Origin of the sequence: Bdellovibrio sp. GT3, from assembly GCF_037996765.1 — a bacterium.
Classification (GTDB): Bacteria; Bdellovibrionota; Bdellovibrionia; order Bdellovibrionales; family Bdellovibrionaceae; genus Bdellovibrio.
In genome coordinates this window covers 415409-431641 of record NZ_JBBNAD010000006.1, presented here as the reverse complement: position 1 = coordinate 431641, position 16233 = coordinate 415409, and the positions used below count along the sequence as shown (strand labels likewise).

Annotated in this window: 18 protein-coding genes; 7 read left to right on the top strand and 11 right to left on the bottom strand. The window is 45.9% G+C overall.

The window, feature by feature from the left end; all coding sequences use genetic code 11:
* Window positions 1–226 precede the first annotated feature (226 nt).
* From AAAA73_RS17370 to AAAA73_RS17350, 5 genes are all read right to left on the bottom strand, one after another.
* A complete protein-coding gene (locus tag AAAA73_RS17370) occupies window positions 227–1372 on the bottom strand; it encodes a lanthionine synthetase C family protein (RefSeq protein WP_340599766.1) in 1146 nt (381 codons plus the stop codon).
* Window positions 1373–1455: 83 nt separating this feature from the next.
* Entirely contained in the window at window positions 1456–1875 is a 420-nt protein-coding gene (locus tag AAAA73_RS17365; protein ID WP_340599765.1) for a GNAT family N-acetyltransferase, read from the bottom strand.
* 43 nt (window positions 1876–1918) lie between these two features.
* Window positions 1919–2662, bottom strand: a complete 744-nt coding sequence (locus AAAA73_RS17360) for a haloacid dehalogenase type II (protein ID WP_340599764.1) — start codon at window positions 2660–2662, stop codon at window positions 1919–1921.
* 582 nt (window positions 2663–3244) lie between these two features.
* Complete coding sequence (locus AAAA73_RS17355) at window positions 3245–3595, bottom strand: hypothetical protein (protein ID WP_340599763.1); 351 nt, start codon at window positions 3593–3595, stop codon at window positions 3245–3247.
* Window positions 3596–3626: 31 nt separating this feature from the next.
* The gene (locus AAAA73_RS17350; protein ID WP_340599762.1) at window positions 3627–4013 is read right to left on the bottom strand and encodes a hypothetical protein; all 387 of its coding nucleotides are present in this window, start codon (window positions 4011–4013) and stop codon (window positions 3627–3629) included.
* 259 nt (window positions 4014–4272) lie between these two features.
* Here AAAA73_RS17350 and AAAA73_RS17345 point away from each other — a divergent pair, with 259 nt between their 5' ends.
* The 4 genes from AAAA73_RS17345 to AAAA73_RS17330 are packed head-to-tail and all read left to right on the top strand — an operon-like array spanning window position 4273 to window position 6431.
* Complete coding sequence (locus AAAA73_RS17345; RefSeq protein WP_340599761.1) at window positions 4273–5085, top strand: TIGR02147 family protein; 813 nt, start codon at window positions 4273–4275, stop codon at window positions 5083–5085.
* Window positions 5082–5846, top strand: a complete 765-nt coding sequence (locus AAAA73_RS17340; RefSeq protein ID WP_340599760.1) for a hypothetical protein — start codon at window positions 5082–5084, stop codon at window positions 5844–5846. Before AAAA73_RS17345 ends, AAAA73_RS17340 begins: the two co-directional genes overlap by 4 nt.
* A complete protein-coding gene (locus AAAA73_RS17335; protein WP_340599759.1) occupies window positions 5824–5949 on the top strand; it encodes a hypothetical protein in 126 nt (41 codons plus the stop codon). The genes AAAA73_RS17340 and AAAA73_RS17335 overlap by 23 nt, the downstream gene beginning before the upstream one ends.
* An 11-nt stretch (window positions 5950–5960) precedes the next feature.
* Entirely contained in the window at window positions 5961–6431 is a 471-nt protein-coding gene (locus AAAA73_RS17330; RefSeq protein WP_340599758.1) for a hypothetical protein, read from the top strand.
* 21 nt (window positions 6432–6452) lie between these two features.
* Here the strand turns inward: AAAA73_RS17330 and AAAA73_RS17325 are convergent, their stop codons facing one another.
* The 5 genes from AAAA73_RS17325 to AAAA73_RS17305 all read right to left on the bottom strand — a co-directional run bounded on the left by AAAA73_RS17325 (window position 6453) and on the right by AAAA73_RS17305 (window position 12116).
* Window positions 6453–7550 (bottom strand): alpha/beta hydrolase, encoded by a 1098-nt coding sequence (locus AAAA73_RS17325; RefSeq protein ID WP_340599757.1) that lies wholly within the window; start codon window positions 7548–7550, stop codon window positions 6453–6455.
* Between the two features lie 237 nt (window positions 7551–7787).
* A complete protein-coding gene (locus tag AAAA73_RS17320) occupies window positions 7788–8609 on the bottom strand; it encodes a hypothetical protein (protein WP_340599756.1) in 822 nt (273 codons plus the stop codon).
* A 38-nt stretch (window positions 8610–8647) separates the two neighbouring features.
* Window positions 8648–9769, bottom strand: coding sequence for a hypothetical protein (locus tag AAAA73_RS17315; RefSeq protein WP_340599755.1), 1122 nt, complete (start codon window positions 9767–9769; stop codon window positions 8648–8650).
* 249 nt (window positions 9770–10018) lie between these two features.
* Window positions 10019–11173 (bottom strand): hypothetical protein, encoded by a 1155-nt coding sequence (locus tag AAAA73_RS17310; protein ID WP_340599754.1) that lies wholly within the window; start codon window positions 11171–11173, stop codon window positions 10019–10021.
* Window positions 11174–11300: 127 nt separating this feature from the next.
* Entirely contained in the window at window positions 11301–12116 is an 816-nt protein-coding gene (locus tag AAAA73_RS17305) for a metallophosphoesterase family protein (protein WP_340599753.1), read from the bottom strand.
* Between the two features lie 9 nt (window positions 12117–12125).
* On the opposite strand from AAAA73_RS17305, the gene AAAA73_RS17300 reads away from it, so the two are divergent.
* The 3 genes from AAAA73_RS17300 (at window position 12126) to AAAA73_RS17290 (ending at window position 13999) form a co-directional block, all read left to right on the top strand.
* Window positions 12126–12998 carry a YegS/Rv2252/BmrU family lipid kinase gene (locus tag AAAA73_RS17300; protein WP_340599752.1) on the top strand — a complete coding sequence of 291 codons (873 nt, stop codon included), beginning with the start codon at window positions 12126–12128 and terminating at the stop codon, window positions 12996–12998.
* Between the two features lie 210 nt (window positions 12999–13208).
* Window positions 13209–13553, top strand: coding sequence for a LysM peptidoglycan-binding domain-containing protein (locus AAAA73_RS17295; RefSeq protein ID WP_340599751.1), 345 nt, complete (start codon window positions 13209–13211; stop codon window positions 13551–13553).
* 113 nt (window positions 13554–13666) lie between these two features.
* Window positions 13667–13999, top strand: a complete 333-nt coding sequence (locus tag AAAA73_RS17290; RefSeq protein WP_340599750.1) for a hypothetical protein — start codon at window positions 13667–13669, stop codon at window positions 13997–13999.
* 9 nt (window positions 14000–14008) lie between these two features.
* Here the strand turns inward: AAAA73_RS17290 and AAAA73_RS17285 are convergent, their stop codons facing one another.
* Window positions 14009–16186 carry a hypothetical protein gene (locus AAAA73_RS17285; protein WP_340599749.1) on the bottom strand — a complete coding sequence of 726 codons (2178 nt, stop codon included), beginning with the start codon at window positions 16184–16186 and terminating at the stop codon, window positions 14009–14011.
* Window positions 16187–16233: the final 47 nt, after the last annotated feature.

The window sequence follows — 16233 nt, the reverse complement described above, 5'->3', positions numbered from 1 at the left end:
TTACGACACTGCACCTTAAGTATGCCTATATCACTCCTGGTGGATATACTTACGAACAGCATTTAAGTATGAAAATCACGTTGAATGTTTTTGCTGTAGAGTACCAGTTTTGCGTGGGTAAAATTGGCGATAGTATTGCTTATCTCTGAAAACATGGCAGAAATCACCGAAGCTTAGTCTTCGGTTTTTTTATGTCTAAAAAATTCAATACAAAGAAAATCTATAGTTAGAAATAATCTAAACTTGGAAAGTCAGCGGCGTTCTGAATACAAGCGATCAGGTAAAGGGCCAAGCCAACTTCACCAGTCCACAGAGTGTAACGTCCATTTCGTTGAGACAATGCGTGCATGGCAAAACTACGGGCTCTATCTAGCCACATCTCGTTGCCGGTACGTTCGAATAGACGTAGGAGTGCGAAGCCGTTGCCGTCGGTGCCATGGCAAATGCCGACACCCTTTTTCATCGGGCCGCTTGCCCAAACAGTTTCTCCTGCTTCAAGCAAAAGTTTTTCAAGTTCTGGAGAGTGGTTTTTTGGAAATGATCGAAGTGAAGTAACAATACCAGGAGCTCCGTGGCACCACTGCGTAAGAGGCGGACGGGGATCTTTCATGTAAAACCCTGGCATCCAATTGGCCATGCCGTTCTCACGTTGCGCAGAAGCTAAAGCCGTTTCAACAGTGCGCTCAAGGAGTTGCTGTTGCTGACTCGGTTTCAGGAGCTGGTAGCCTTCTAGTAAGGCATGGACATTGCCAAAGAAGCCATGTCCCGCGCCGATAAATTTAAAATTCATTCCGTAAAGATCCTGGTGCCAAATCCACATGTCACCTTCGGGGTTTGTCCATTGCTCAAAAAGATAATCGGCGCTGGTAGTATATAAGTCAGTGGCGCCAATTCTTAAAGCAGCAAGCATTGTTCCCGGGGAGCCCCAAAGGGCTTCGTTCGCTGGATTTCTGGTATTTGCAGAAATAGCCTTGCGCAGTTTTTCAGTAATCTCTGAAGAAGGTGACAGTTTGTTAAGGAGTAAAAGAACTCCGGTTTCGCCCAATAGAACCGAAGGAACGACTGAGCCTGTGTCTGGTTCGGCGAGATAGCTGTCATAAATATTTTTAGCAGCTAGCTGGGGATCAAATGGTAGGTCTCGTTTAAGAAACTGGCTGAGCTGAAGAAGTCCCCATACAGTTCCGGTCGCACCATTGTACAGACTTTTATTGAAGGGAATGTCGCTCTCTTCGTCGGGGTGGGCTGGCCAAAGACCATTTTCTTCCCTTCCGGCGCAAAGAAAATCAAAAATCTGATGGATGCCTTCCAAAACCTTTTGGCTGTTCCATTTTTCTGTAGTGATTTGTGTGTGGCGTTCTGGATCGAAGAGCATCAAATGAATTTTAGTTTCAAATATAGCATAGGCGCAAGGTTTTTAACCAATGCGCCTATGGGGGGCGATGACCCAGCAATTTTTTAACTTGAAGTTGGTTTTGTAGGCTTTAAGCCAACATCCTCCGGATTCGCGACATAGATTAGATGATCGGTCCACTTTCCGTGTTCAAACCAATACCGTCGCTTGATGCCTTCCTTTCGCATTCCTATGGCTTTTGCTAAACGAACTGATTTGCGATTGTCGAGGTTGATGGCCGCCTCCAGTCTATTTAATTTTAGATATTTGAAGCCGATTTTTAGTCCGGCTTTTGCGGCCTCCTGGCCATAGCTACGGCCCCAGTGACGATTGTAAATAGCGTAGCCAAAGTTCGCAAACTCATGAGAGCCACGAACGAGAACGTCAATATCGATCGCACCCACAAGGAGTCCGCTCTTTTTCTCGAAGAGGCCAAACCAATAGTAGTCGTCTTTATGGGCAAGCTCCGCGTAAAGCAAAAACATTTACATGCCGTGCTTACTTTAATCTGATAGAACAACCTTAGATTTACTTCTTTAAAACTTGTGCTAACTCTTTCACATCTTGAACGACGTATGTTGGCTTGGGTGAAAGTGGATAGAGACTTTGCCCTTTGCGAGAAATAAATGCCGTCTGCATACCAACCGCTTGGGCTCCGGCAATATCCCAGCCATGAGCTGCTACCATTAATGCCTCAGAGGGTTTCACGTTCATTTCTTTAAGCGCCCATTCATAAGTTCTTAAAAATGGTTTGAAGCTTTTAATCTCATCTGTACTAAGGCTTCGGGTGAAAATTCCTTCTAATTGTGCATTCTTTATTTGTGCACTCACTCCTTGTGGGCTGGAGTTTGTGAATGTAACAAGTTTATATCCTTTGAGTTCTTTAAGGCCGTCTTTCACGTCAGGATGAGGTTTCAAACTTAGTAGTGCAGGAACAATTGCTTGTTTTGCCTGATCGTCTGAAATCTTAATACCGTTTTCTTCTCCCACCATTTTTAATGCAGCTACACCTACTGAACCAAAATCCTTATATTGCCCGATTGCTACAGAAACCAAAGAGTAATGAAGCATTCTGGAGAACCATAAAGCCAGCAAGTCCTGTCTGCCACCCAAAGCAGTTGATACAGGTTGTTTCATGCTTTCCAAATCTAAAAGAGTTTCGTTGACGTCAAAAAAAATGACTTTCGGTTTCGGAAGAGCGCTTGTCTTCTCTGGTGCCGCAACGGCATTTAGTGAAATTAGAATAAATAAAAGAGCGGTAATCAGTCGCATTGCGACCACCTTTCTGTTCAGTGGTTGGTACATCAGTGCGACTATTGTTACAGAGTTCCATGAGATGGGCAAATTTATGAACATTAATCTTTGGTTAGGCCTGCGAAAAATTAAGTGTCGTTTAACCCTAAACATTCGCGCGCTTTGAAATGAATGTAAGAACCCGGTCGATCGCGAATGCAGTCTGTTGGTAAGGATCCGCGTTCCGTTGTTCGCAATTTCAGCCCATAAATATCGGCCCAAGATGTTCAAGGGTTACAACATCTTGGTTTGGACCTGGAACAACTTTCTTATAGTTTGTTTCAGTGCTCATTATCGATTGCCCTTTCTAGAAGATTTATGCGCTCTCGCCTGGATGCTTTGCTTCTTCCAAAGCTTACGTTCTTCGGAAGAACTTTATTTTGCCTTCGCAGCCCGTGGCAAACTGCGGCTTCGAGCTTTTGATAGTTGCGCCATCTTGACTCAGATAGTGCGTCACTATTTAAAGCCTCGTTGATGGCGCATTCTGTTTCTATTTCGTGGCGACAGTCACTGAAGCGATAATTCGGAACACTGACGAAATTTCTCCCTATGAAATATCAATTACTCAAACTCTTTGATTTCCATACCGAAAACTCGGACGTGTGTTTTGCTATAAACAAAACCAGTCACGGTTACGGAAGTTAATTCGGCACCGCCTTGTCCAGTTGTGGGATCAATTGGAAAATTACACATCACCGGAACACTGAATTTCTCGGTGCTGTCATCCACTTCCGTGATTTGGATTTTGTCCACTTTGGGCGTAAAGCATTCAAGCCCGCGCAATTTGGCAACGGTAAGAACGACAGCTTGAACCTCCGGACTGGAAAGAACAGCTTGTTTAGATTTTTCGGACGTACTAGCAAAAGAAATGCTAGCTGCAAATATAAGAGCGCAAGTGATAAGTAGTTTCATATTACTATTCCTTTTCTATTTAGTTGGTTAACTATCGGCTTAGGTCATCACACTTCAAAATTACGGATACCGGTGTTTTATATTGAAGATCTAAAATGCCCTCCAGTTGTACGGTTGATGCGCCCCAATCCAGAGTGACTTTGCCGTCAAAACCTGAACGGTCTCCAGACAACTGGACATCACGGGAGTAAGAGTTTGTATTATCAATAGCACCCTTCAATAACCAGCCTCCGAACAATAGAGTCAATGAAGTCTCTCTGCCCGCAGGACCTTTGCGATGTTCAAATACGTTAACTACCAACGAGTTGTTTTCTCCCAAAACAACGGTGTCGCCTTTGCAAAGCAACCATCTGCTGTCTTTTGCGAAAGATGGGGTTGCAGCCAATGTCATTCCAACTACTAGGATAAGTTTTTTCATTTGCATTTCCTTTATTCAAAATGTTTGTTTGTTTTTCTGAGACAACCTTTACAGGACAAGCAGGCAAGAAATCGAGATTTCAGTGTACATAGTGTCCACTGGGCTAAAACTCAGTGGACATGCGTAATTCTTTCATTCTCTCTATTAGTAACTCGATTTAGATAACCTTTTTACAGGCTATTCACCGACTATAATCTCAGTGAACACTCTGATCTCTTTATTTGTGGCGACCTTTCAGACTTTGCAATAAAAGGACCCCATGAAACTGGATCAGTCCTTTCACTATAAATATTTGGCAGACGAATTCGCGCGCCGCTCGAACGCGAATCCCCATTATTCCCTTAGATCATTTGCTCGCGATCTTGAAGTTACCCCTTCATGGCTCTCTGACTTTCTTTCCAATAAAAAAGGTATGGCTCCAAAGACGGCAGAGCGATTGAGCGTCTTACTGGGAATGGCTTTGACAGAAAGCCGGGTGTTTATTCTGAGTTCTAAGGCATTTCATTCCCGCAGCGAGAAAGATCGCAAGGCTGCGACCCTAGAGTTGGCATCTTTTAAGCAAACCAAGTCCTACAAAATGCGCCCTAAGGATTTTTCAGCGACAGGCACCTGGTACCATCAGGCAATTCTTGAGCTGACGGAAGTCGAAGGGTTTTCCCATCATGAATATGAGCTTATGGAGCGTTTGCGCCTGCCTCAGGCAACGATTCGCCGGGCGATTCAGGATTTGATAGCTGCCGAGTTACTAAAAATCGAAGACGGAAAAATGAAGCCGTGCTTTCCTGAAACAGAAAGCACAATGGACATCTCCTCGATAGCTATTCGTAATTTCCATGAGCAGGTTTTAAACAAGGGAATCAAAGCTTTGCATGAACAAACTGTCACCCATCGGGAATTTGGCAGCACTACTTTCGCATTTGACGACAGCAAAATAGACGAAGCAAAAAAAGCATTAAGAAAGTTTCAAAAGCAATTCGCGGACGATTTTTATACAAAATCCGCAAACAAGAACAGTGTCTATCAATTTTCAGTTCAGTTTTTTAGAATCGACCGTAAAAAAGGAATGTCATGAAATCCACCATCCTGGTCCTTATAATGCTTCTTCTTTCGCCCCTTGCTTTTGCTGGCCCACGATATGTTGGCAACGGTGGCGACACCTATTCCCTTCAATTCCAGGTTTATGCAGAAAAACTGAATAAGTATCTGCAAAATTCAAACATTGAAGGCTTGAACGTAATACTTCTGCGCGATGCGATTTCTTCGACAAAAGTTGAATCAACGAATCAAAAGCTGATTCTTAATGGCATTCCAAAAGATGCCATCAATTACCCTGCGGAAAAAAGAATTATTTTTAACAGCAACCGCTGGATTGGATTCACAGAAGACGAAAAGCTATCCTTGGTTCTACATGAGTACCTGGGGCTTATCGGCCTTGAAGATGCCAAGTACACTTATTCAAAGTTGATCCTAAAAGATATGACGACAGTTCAGCGCATTCGTCAGGGTGGCGACAGCATGTGGCAGATTTGCCAAGACGACACCTTGGTTGTAAATCTATATGAGCACCGCGCAGAAGTAGAGGCAACCCCGACCGGCGCCATTCAGCATCGCACGACAAATATCACAATGATTTACGGAGGCTGGGTTCTAATCGGCGAATTAAGGGATGCCTCCACTGGAAACGTAACTCTTCGCCACACCAATGGCTCTTACTCCGGTATGGTTTCAATAATCTCCAATGGAAGACTTACTTTGACCGGCACTCTTAAACTTGCTGGCTATGAAGAGCAGTTAAACATGACAATGCTCTGTGCGGAAAAATATCGCCGGTAAGGCCTACTATTACAGTGTCAACAATGCTGACAAAGCGGCTCAGGAGTTAAATCTGATCCTGAATAAAAAACAGCAGCCTCAGGAGATTCCGAAGGCTGCTTAGTGTGATATTTGTTGTCGCAACGCAAAGATTTGCCTTTTGTTCGTTTGAATCGAACTCAAAACGTGGGTGAGCTTGCGGTCACAAAAAAGCTTGAGCATTTTATGGATCGTGGCGTGCGCGTCGTTGAAATCGGTAATTTCTCTGTGGCGTCGGAGAATCCGCGAATTCGTGAAAGAACAACTCAAATTATTGAGATGGCCTGGTTAAGAATGGCGAGTGACTATGATGTCTATATATGCCATGTTCTTTCGCCAGCGCACGAACGTCTTTATCGTAAATATGGATTTGAGATTGCTGAAGCCTATGATGTGCCAGGCAAGAAAACGCAAGACGCGATTCTGTGGGTGCGAGGCTGGCAGTTTAAAGCTGCGTTAAGAAAGCATCTTAAAGTTGAAACACAGAACGAACGTCAATTAGTTGCGGAAGATGGGTTCCTTTTACCAGCTGAATTTCGCAATCAAAACTCTGCCGAGTCAAAATAAATTTATTAAATCACAATGAGCCTAAAAATCGCTAATACTCATGTGCCCATCGGAGTGATGATGAATGATTGCGTGCGGAGCATATCGTTTTGCCCACTCAAGGGTCGCTTTGGTGGAAACGACGGAATCGTCGTCGGCCACAAAAACCGTGACAGGAATGTCAGACGGAATGTTCTCGTAGGGAATCTCCAGAAGTTTTTGATCTTCTATTGCGACCTTTAAAGCTTCGTTCAAGTTGTATTTTTCAAAAGAGAAATTTAATAAGGACTCTGGCAATAAATTTCCAATAGCCAGAGCCGCTTTCACGCCCTTGCTAACAGCAAAGAACGGTTGATGGAGAATCAATCCATCAACTTTGTTGTTTTTGGCCGTGCGAACGGCAAGGAGACCTCCCGTGGATTGGCCGACGAGGACTACTTTTTTGCCGTAGAATCTGGCTGCCATCTTAACGATGTAATCAGAGTAGGCGAGCCAGACGCCGACTGAGTTTTCCCGGGAGTCAATAGACTGACGTTCATGCCCAGGCAGTGTCGTCAGAATGACGTTCGCACCTTGATTGAACTTCTGTCGCGCTTCAAGTAAGAATTGATTTCCTGACATGTATAGGCCCGGCAGAAAAACATAGACCTCGTCAGTGATGTGCCCATGCTGAAAACTCATCGTTCCCATTTTTTCAATATTTTTATAAAGACCTTTATTGACCAGCTTCATGAGCTGCTGGTCCGTGATGTCGAGTTGAGTTGGGGATGCATTCGTCAGCAGTTTTTTCTTTGAATCCAAATAGTTTTCACAGGAGAGGTCGCCGATTTCGGTGAATGGGCGAGTGAGCCCTACGATCTGCTCGTTTGGCCGAGAATAGGGGTAACTGAGTTTAAGAATAGATTTGCCGTCGATTAGTTCGCAGTCGACCTGTGCCATTTTTCGAATTTCTGGACGGCTTTCATTTTTCATATAAAGAAAGTCGGTCCCGGTAGTCTTCCAGGCAGTGGATTCATCAGGCGAGCCTACAAACGCAAAAGTGAGTTTAAAATCCTGAGCCACAAGTGCCATATCGATCTGAGCAAAGGCGGCTGAGGGAATGAATAACATAAGAATGCAAATTGGTACTGTGTAGATCATGGACACAGTAACAAATAAGGCCTGGGCCGCGGTAAAAACACGGCTGAGGAGGAAATTAGGGCATTTAGCGATCTGTCTATACAGCATGCGTGCTTTAATGCACTTGCTATGCCGAAAATCTGAAGATGTTAAAGGTATTCTAAATTGCCTTTGAATGTTGCTCTTGCGGAAATCGATAAAATGAAACGATAGTCCAACAGAGGGTCATTCTCTACGGCAACCGTCTGCGCTGACAGACTATATAGTTTCGAATTTAATATTTACGATTCTTTGCCCAGGGCCGGTGACGGATTCAATCAGTTTATTATTGATATAGAATCTGAATTGATAATTTGCGCGACTGACATTCTCTCCGGCGCGGTATTTCTTATTTTCCCGGCCGTTGTAGCTATGCACGAACGTCTGTTCGTTGCCGTTATCGCCCGCTCCGCTATCATCTCTTAAGAAAAACAATGTCGCGAAAGGATACTTGTCAATCGGGATCGCACTTAAATCAATGTCACCGGAGGAGAGCATCTCTTGGCGAAAGAGGGTCCATTCGCTATAAAAGTATGTCGCATTCAAAGGGATATGAATTGTAAGAGGCATCTTTGACTTTTCAAAATGCATGCGGATAGCATCTTTCATCGCCAAGGCGTGGCAGCCATTCAATGTGTCTGTGCTTCCCCAAAAGCCACCAACGATTGTTACTTCATTGGTGTTGATCGGAAGATTGTGCTCACCACCCTCAGAGAAAATTTCAAAATCAGGATTTCGGTCCGCGGTGTACCAGCGATCATAGCCTTGCGCCGTTTGGTCGCTGACTAAGTAAATAACCGGACGACCACTGGCTTTGAATTCCTTAACAAGTTTATCAATGCCCTTCGCTGCGGATTGCTGTGGATCAAATTCTGTGGTGGCGTGAACTACAATCAAATTATGGCGATTGGCGATGCTACTAATACTTTCCTCTTTAAACCGCGGGCTCAGTGCTGGTGTGGAGGATGGATTGCGGTTCGCATTATGTTGGCAGCCGACGAAAATTAGAAAAAGAGGAACAATTTTGGCAATGAGCTTCATAGTTATTTTTAAGTTCTTTGTCAGCCTTCAACAGGTTTTTAGAGTGGTCGGAAGTGTTTTAAAACTTTCGGATCGCCGTTCAGAGTTCCGAGTCCTGTTCGTGGATTTGTGATCACGTTGATGACATGGATTTCAGTTGTAGTCAGATCGCAGCCTCCGCCAAAACCGATTTCGCAACCCATAGAAAGATTGTTGATTGGAATTTCAGGCAGTGTTTGGAGCAGAATCTTAAGCGCCTCTGGAGTGAAGAATGTATTAGGATTGAGAGCATCTTGAGAGGGAAGAATTTCTTTGTCCGAACTAAAATGGCGATATTTAAAAACCTCGTCGCCTTCAAAGATTTGTTTGTACTTGCTTAAAACATCTGCGCGTAAAGAAAGACGATAAGGGTCGTCATCCATTGTGTCGGTTTTTTCAAACACAACTGATTTGTTGATGATGAATGCCGTATGCTGAATCACCACATCAGACCCAGACTTCAGTGAAACAACCAGCACATCACCAAACTGAAGAGCGGATTCTTTTGTTTTTGAACTGTATGTATCGTCTTTAAAGTATTCGTCCGCCGTCTCACGAGATGGCCAGGACAAAGTGTAGGGGATAGCCACGTCATCTGAACGGAGTGATCTTAAAACCTCAATCGTTGTGCCCCAGCAATTCGTGAAAAAGCCCACGCCATTTTTTTCAAGTGGCCAAAGTTCACCCTTGATATCTTCAGAAGTTTCGACCGCACCCAATGGAAAACCGCTAATGGCAGTTTGAGTAAAGGTTTTATTTACTGTGGCTTGGATAGCCCGTGGTAGGAAATCAATAAGGTTGTAGTTTTTCTTAGCGTCATATTGAATGGAACTATGAGCGCCATAAAGAGATTTAAGCTCGGTGAACTGATCAACCGTCAAGTGGCCAAGTATGATGTGCAGAACGTATTGGTCTTCGACGTAAGATTGTTCTTTTAAGCGAGGGGGCATGACCTTATAAACTTGTGGTTGAATTCCCAATGCCACAATTTCTGGTACTACGGCATTCGCATCAAGCTGGAATCCATTCATGCCGGTTTGGGATTTCTGGGTGGGAGCTGCAAATGAGAATGTCGGAAGAAGTGCCGTTACGCCTCCAAAAGAGAGAGCCGCTGTAAGGACGAGATTAATTGGCTTACCCACAGGTATCTCCTTTGATTTTGCGGTACCAAGCCGCCCATCAATGAAAATTGATGCAAAAACGGACCCAGCGGAATCAAATACATATAAATGAGATTAGGACTCTTTGGTTCAAATAGGGCCCTGATTTGGTATTGGATCCTCCCGGAGCATTCTAAGGAGGGACGTGAGTGTGTTAAATATGTCGACAGTTATGGCCGAAGAATGGCCTGCGGCTTGCGAGCACTTGAAGAGACCGGACAGAGCCCCGTTTTAAATAAACACTCCTCTGCAATCCATGGGAGCACGGTGAAAACGAAGCTTGTTTGCAATGGATGTGAAAACGTCGACAAAGCGCATAACAACCAATTTAAATGAACCCTTCACATCTCCTACCTCCATGCGAACAAAGCCTTTTACGACGGGGGAAACGGTGATGCGAATCAGGCTGTGGCTTTCAAATTTATTGGTGTACATCATGACGTCGGAAAATGGTGGGGGAGGAAACCCCAAGCTTGAGCTAAATCCCGCCGTAAAGTACTCGGACGAGGTCATACTGTAAGCAGGAAGCATCGGCGGATAAAAGGCGCTGCCCTTTTGTGTCTCAGACCCGTTACGACGGGAAATCATCAAACCGGCTTTTCCAACCAACCCGAAAACCGTGAAGGCTCCCTTGGTGTTATCGAATTTTTCAGAGTTGTGAAAGATCTCAAAAACGAATGCTTTGGAAGTTTTGTTATAACCCAGATTGATGCCGACCTCTTCAATACCGCCAGCACCCCGGCGCATGATTCCAGTCTCAGCTAAAAATCCCGCAGCGACACTGATGCCAAATTCGTTGGACTCCATTACTAAAGGAGCCTGAGACCACAGTTTGTAATCAATTCCACGAAGTAAGGACTGAGTCACCTGATGACTGCGCTCTTTGAATGTGCGCTTTTCTGGGGGCTGTTGACTTTCGCCCTTACCAAATACTTTTTTCGCCTTCAAGGTGACGAAGCTGAAACCATCGCCCACCAGGCTGCCGGCGCCCAAAGCAAACTTTGTCGAATTCAAAATTCGGGCGGCATTGGTCAGAAAATGAATGCGCATGTTTTTAAATTTTTCCTTTTGCTGTGGGGACATGCTTTCGAAAGGAGCGAGAGGATCGACTTCTTCGATGGATCCGCCTTTGGCTAGAATTTGCTTTTGGAGCTTTTCGGGGATCTTAAGACCCAGGGCTTCGCGCATGGCCTCGCGATCAGGAATGCTATCCAATTCAAAGATTTTACCTTCAGAAAGACGGATATAGGTTTTGTCTTTCTGGGCGACTTTTGCGGGTTCTAGCTTCGTTTCAAGGATCTCTGCTTCGGCCGATTCCTCTGCCTGAGCAAAGGCAATAGGCATCACTACAAATGTTATCCATAGCAAAAGTTTGATTTTGTTCATGGTAAACTAAATTGCAATTATAGTTCCATGGGGTTTCGCCGCTAACCACATGAAAACTCGTGTATATTGTGTTTAGTCTGTGAACAGGTGCCCGAAAGTGGCCCGGGGCTCTTTGGCGGCAAAGTCATTACCCAGAGGTCTTTTTTTGTATTTCAATATTTCCGCCACGGTGAAACTGAATATTACGAGCCACATGGTCCTCACGGGTGATAAAGCCAGTTTCACCTAAAAAATAGGTTTCGATTTTCAACGACTTTCCGTCGACTTCCAAGACATGAAAATTGTTTTCTTCCCCTCGAAGTCGGTTCGAGGTCGCACTTCCTGCTGATATATGCAAGATTTCCTGATCTGTGCCGGGGTTTACCAATTCGATCCAATTTAAATGCGAGTGCCCGCTTAGAATCACATGTGGACGCAAATCAAATAATTTGGGGATCAACTTTTTTGGACGAATTTCTGCGCCATGATTTGGAACGAAGAGGGGATGATGGCACGCAATGATTCGCAAGGCTTGGGGAGAAGCGGCCTTAAAAATCTTTTCGGCTCGCAGAATATCTGATTTTAGAAGTCGTCCTTCAACAGAACGAATCGCCGTGGCTGTGCGAAAGCCCACCACAGCGAGTTCAGAATCCTCGTAGCAATCCTTGGTTAGTTTTCTTATATATTTGTTATAATTTGCTAACGGGCGAAGAAGGCGTGACATGAAATTATACAGAGGGATATCGTGATTACCGGGAATCGTTATGATTGGAACGGGCATTTTCTTTATGAACTCTGCCGCTGCCTGATATTGACTGCTGCGAGCCCGCTGAGTCCAGTCACCTGTCATAATGATCAAATCCAGCTTAAGTGAATCGTTACTTAAAAATAGTTCCAGCGATTTGATTGCAGGAGGATGGATTCGGCCAAAGTGAAGATCAGAAATGTGTAACACTCGCTTCATCCAATAGTTATGAAAAATATCTTAGTATTCGTCAACCCCAAGGCACGTCAGGGCAATCAGCTTGATACTGAAATAAAAAATTGGTTGAAGGACCAAGGCTTCAATGTGTTGAATTCCAGTTTTGATCCGCACAAGGAAAAGCTGATAGATGTCATTGCCAAGTTCAGCGGGCAAAAACCCGTGGTCTTGATCGGGGGCGGGGATGGATCTGTCAACGAGGCCTTGCCCGCATTAATGAAGTTCGAGATGCCATTGCTTCTAATACCTTTGGGAACAGCGAATAATCTGGCGAGGTCACTTGAAATCCCAACGGATTATAAGAAAGCCCTGGCATTGCTTGTGGAAGGGCAAACAAAAAGGATCGACGTGGGTGTCGCCAACGATATTCCCTTCGTCAACGTTATCGGTATGGGGCTTAGCACACAGGTGAATCGAGTGGTGCGATCGGATTTGAAAAAGCTTCTCGGGGTCTTCGCCTTTGTGCTGACGGCTTTTAAAGTTGGCGCTCGTATGTCCCCCTTTAAAATTCGCATCGACTGTGAGGGCGAAGTTCATACGGCCTATTCCTGGCAGCTTTCTGTGTGTAATGGCAGAAATTATGGAAATGGGTTGGTGATTCATGAGGATGCAAGCTTGGAAGACGAAGAGTTGCATGCGTTGAGCACAGAGGTTGATAATTGGTGGCAGGGCTTTGCTTTGATACCCTCTTTGCTAAGCGGGAAGTTCAAAAAGAATCATCCGGTGACGATTCTAAGTGGCAAAAAGATGTCAATTCGCACAAAGCACACTATGAGCGTGGATGTTGACGGAGATATCAAGACCAAAACACCGGTCGAACTTTTAGTCCGCCCTCGTGCTTTGCAAGTATTTGTGACTGGCTAGCTGGGGATTGTTCTGCTAGGAATTACGTTCTTGATCAGGATCAGGATGAAGGAAGGTCAATCATGTCTCTAAAACCATACCAAGGTAGTTGTCATTGTCAGAAAATGCTCCGGCAGGTCCAGTGTACTCCATGATTACTGACAGCCAGCCTTGTAACGACGGGCTACGGGATTAGCCTGATATTGGAATACGACAAAATAGGAGGTCCTTATGGGAATGTTCGATTTCATCAAAGATGGAGCTGAAAAGCTTTATGGTAAGAAGGATGAAAAAGCTCCGGAACAGTCAATCCGTCCCGTTGCCCAGAATGCAGCCCCTGCCAGCAGTGCAACCGCAAGCAGCCAGGCAGCAGCGCAAACCTATACGGTGAAGGCCGGGGATACATTGTCAAAAATTGCCAAACAATTTTATGGAGACTCCAGTAAGTACGAAGCAATTTTTGAAGCGAATCGCGATATCCTCTCTGACCCAAATAAAATTCAACCGGGGCAAAGCTTAAAGATCCCACCAGCAAGCTCCCCACGCCAACAGGCTTCGCAAAATCCTCAGGTGTAGATGGTTCAAGGTGCGGCAGTATTGCCGCACTTTGAGGCAGAAACAATCGGGCAGTGATACAAGCTGTGGTAAAAATCTCCTCGTACCTGAAACCCAAAAAAACAGGAGATTTTATGAAAGCTTTAAATTTGGTGATCACCCTTACTTCCATACTTGCTTTTAACTCAGCTCAAGCAAGCTCTGGTCAGGCACTTCGTCAGTTGATCAGAGACGTTCAAGTGTCCCAAGGGCTTCTATACAATGGAACAGTTGAGGCGCAAATCTGTGAAGACAGTGCAAGCTCACAGTACCTTTTATTTGCAAATAACAAGTCCGAGATTTTCGCAGTTTCCATCGATTCTGGTTTTTCGTCCTCTGTAGGCGACGAAGGTTGGATTGCAGCAGATACAGCAGAGTTGATCAACCCTCTGGAATGCACTCACGTGAAAGTGCGAATCAACCAATAATGTGACGTTCTAATACCCGCGGAAAAAGTGCGGAACAATGCTTTGAATGAGCTTCACTGTTGTTGTTCCGTCTTTTCCAATTCCGTTGGTGTAGGCCGATGTTCCCCCAGTCACATTCAAAGTGCCGGAATAGGTTCCTGAATAGTAAATCGCGATGCGACCACCGCCACCACCGGCTCCATAAGGATCCCCCGGCGTTGGGTTGCCGGAGCCTCCCAGGGCCGCGATTCCATTTGTCACTGAAACTAGATTTTTAGTGTTGATCCAAATACTACCGCCAGAGCCGCCACCGCAACCAAGGTAACCGACGCTTTGACCACCAGTCGCAGAGAGCTGCGCGCCGGAATTGATCGTTAAAGTGTTGGCGATGATAAAGCGCACGGCTCCGCCACCGATTCCACCCTCGCCCGAACCGTTGCTGCTGCAGCCACCACCGCCGGAGCCAAGATCAGTCGGGTAGTCCAAGCTGCCGTAGGTGTTTCCACCCGATAAACCACCACTGTAACTGGTGCCACCTTTGCCGCCGTATCCACCGCCACTACCATAAGTGTTGTTGGTAAGACCTTTGCCGGTTCCGGTGTTGGCGTCGCTTCCTTCAATCGCCGTGACGACGGCTCCCGCGGCAAGAGTTACGTTGTTAAATGTATAAGTACCGTTTTGAAGGGTGCTGGTGGTGGGGAATAGCAGATCATTGGAGGTGGTGTTAATGACGACTGCGGAACCTGGTGACGACCCTTCGGTAACTCCATAGGTATTGGTGTTAACGGCAATGTTTAAGGTACTGCTGTAAGTAGTCGCGTAGTAAATAGCTATACGTCCTCCAGAGCCAGCGCCGCCGGGTGGGGGATCCGTATCGCCTGCACCGTAACCACCTCTTGCAAATATATTTCCTGAACCAACCACTGAATTTGCGATGATCCAAATGCTGCCACCGGATCCACCGCCTGGATAATTTGCATTCCAGAAATAAGGGGCGCCCCATCCGTCTGATGCCAAGGTTCCGTCTACCGTTAAAGTTCCGGAAAGTTCCAATTTGATTGCCCCGGCCCCGCGGCCGCCCGGAGAGGTGTCGCCATTGCCTTCGCCGTGTCCACCACCAGATCCCATGGTGATGGGTTGAAGCATGTTGCCATAGGGTTTGCTTCTCGCCGCATGCCAGAAATTACCACGGCCTCCATGTGCGGCTCCTGTACCGGCGGGTGGACAACCATCAGCAGGTGTGACAAACACTCCCGCACCTGTACCGGTCTCGGTTTTTGAACCATGGCCATCATTCCATAAGTATCCGCTGCTGGTGATGGTGATATTACGAAAGTTGTAAGTCCCGTTGGAAATGGTGGAGTTATCGTTAATAAGTAAATCATTGTTAACAGTGTCGATCCACCACAAGGATCCGACAGAGGCATCCCAGTAGCGATCTCCAGTTCCACCTCTGCTTTGGACGTTTCCGCTAAATGTGGTGGAGGCATAGTGAATGGAAACGCGTCCACCACCACCAGAGCCGGTAGAAGTATCATCATAACCATTGGCGCCATTGGCTCTGATGGTTCCGTTTCCTGCTAGGGAATTAGTGACAATCCAGACACTTCCTCCGGCACCGCTGCCGCCCATGTTTGTGGTCGCGGCTATGCCGTTCATGGAAATTGTACCGGTGACTGACATCGTACCAGAGACATTGAATTTAACGGCACCCCCGCCAGCTCCGGAGCTGTCTCCGAAGCCACCCGGCGAACCCAATGTTGTCGGGCTTTGGGAACTGCCATAGGGTGTGCAGAGCTCGATAACCCCATTACCCATTCCGCCCAGGCCACCATGGCAGCCACCGCCGTAATAAGCATTCCAGGGGACGGGATAGATGAGTCCAGGAGAGGTGCCTTGAGTTCCCGAGTAACCGGTGCCATCGCCATTGACGGAACCAATGACTGAGACAGTTGTTGCATTGATGATCACACCAGTGCCAGCCGCAGTGTCTGAAAGAATTTTTAAAGTTCTGCCGGAATTCACATTGAGAGTCTGAAAGGTATAAGTGCCTGGATTTAAGTTTACAGTTCCTGTGATGTTCACAGTGCCCAGGGCCGTGTAGTCACCGGGATTCTGAGTGGAGTTTCCCCAGTTGATTGCTTGGGCGGAATTAGTCGTGAACAGAGTCAGGTACACTACAGCAAAAACATTCAACGTGATTTTCATATTAAAATGTTATGCGAAGTGATTGGGTACATAAATGGGGAAGCCCG

Bases quoted from the DNA above. Each gene is read 5' to 3' on its own strand.
- AAAA73_RS17370 (WP_340599766.1), bottom strand. From the start codon at position 1,372: ATGCTCTTCGATCCAGAACGCCACACACAAATCACTACAGAAAAATGG.
- AAAA73_RS17365 (WP_340599765.1), bottom strand. From the start codon at position 1,875: ATGTTTTTGCTTTACGCGGAGCTTGCCCATAAAGACGACTACTATTGG.
- AAAA73_RS17360 (WP_340599764.1), bottom strand. From the start codon at position 2,662: ATGCGACTGATTACCGCTCTTTTATTTATTCTAATTTCACTAAATGCC.
- AAAA73_RS17355 (WP_340599763.1), bottom strand. From the start codon at position 3,595: ATGAAACTACTTATCACTTGCGCTCTTATATTTGCAGCTAGCATTTCT.
- AAAA73_RS17350 (WP_340599762.1), bottom strand. From the start codon at position 4,013: ATGAAAAAACTTATCCTAGTAGTTGGAATGACATTGGCTGCAACCCCA.
- AAAA73_RS17345 (WP_340599761.1), top strand. From the start codon at position 4,273: ATGAAACTGGATCAGTCCTTTCACTATAAATATTTGGCAGACGAATTC.
- AAAA73_RS17340 (WP_340599760.1), top strand. From the start codon at position 5,082: ATGAAATCCACCATCCTGGTCCTTATAATGCTTCTTCTTTCGCCCCTT.
- AAAA73_RS17325 (WP_340599757.1), bottom strand. From the start codon at position 7,550: ATGATCTACACAGTACCAATTTGCATTCTTATGTTATTCATTCCCTCA.
- AAAA73_RS17320 (WP_340599756.1), bottom strand. From the start codon at position 8,609: ATGAAGCTCATTGCCAAAATTGTTCCTCTTTTTCTAATTTTCGTCGGC.
- AAAA73_RS17310 (WP_340599754.1), bottom strand. From the start codon at position 11,173: ATGAACAAAATCAAACTTTTGCTATGGATAACATTTGTAGTGATGCCT.
- AAAA73_RS17305 (WP_340599753.1), bottom strand. From the start codon at position 12,116: ATGAAGCGAGTGTTACACATTTCTGATCTTCACTTTGGCCGAATCCAT.
- AAAA73_RS17300 (WP_340599752.1), top strand. From the start codon at position 12,126: ATGAAAAATATCTTAGTATTCGTCAACCCCAAGGCACGTCAGGGCAAT.
- AAAA73_RS17295 (WP_340599751.1), top strand. From the start codon at position 13,209: ATGGGAATGTTCGATTTCATCAAAGATGGAGCTGAAAAGCTTTATGGT.
- AAAA73_RS17290 (WP_340599750.1), top strand. From the start codon at position 13,667: ATGAAAGCTTTAAATTTGGTGATCACCCTTACTTCCATACTTGCTTTT.
- AAAA73_RS17285 (WP_340599749.1), bottom strand. From the start codon at position 16,186: ATGAAAATCACGTTGAATGTTTTTGCTGTAGTGTACCTGACTCTGTTC.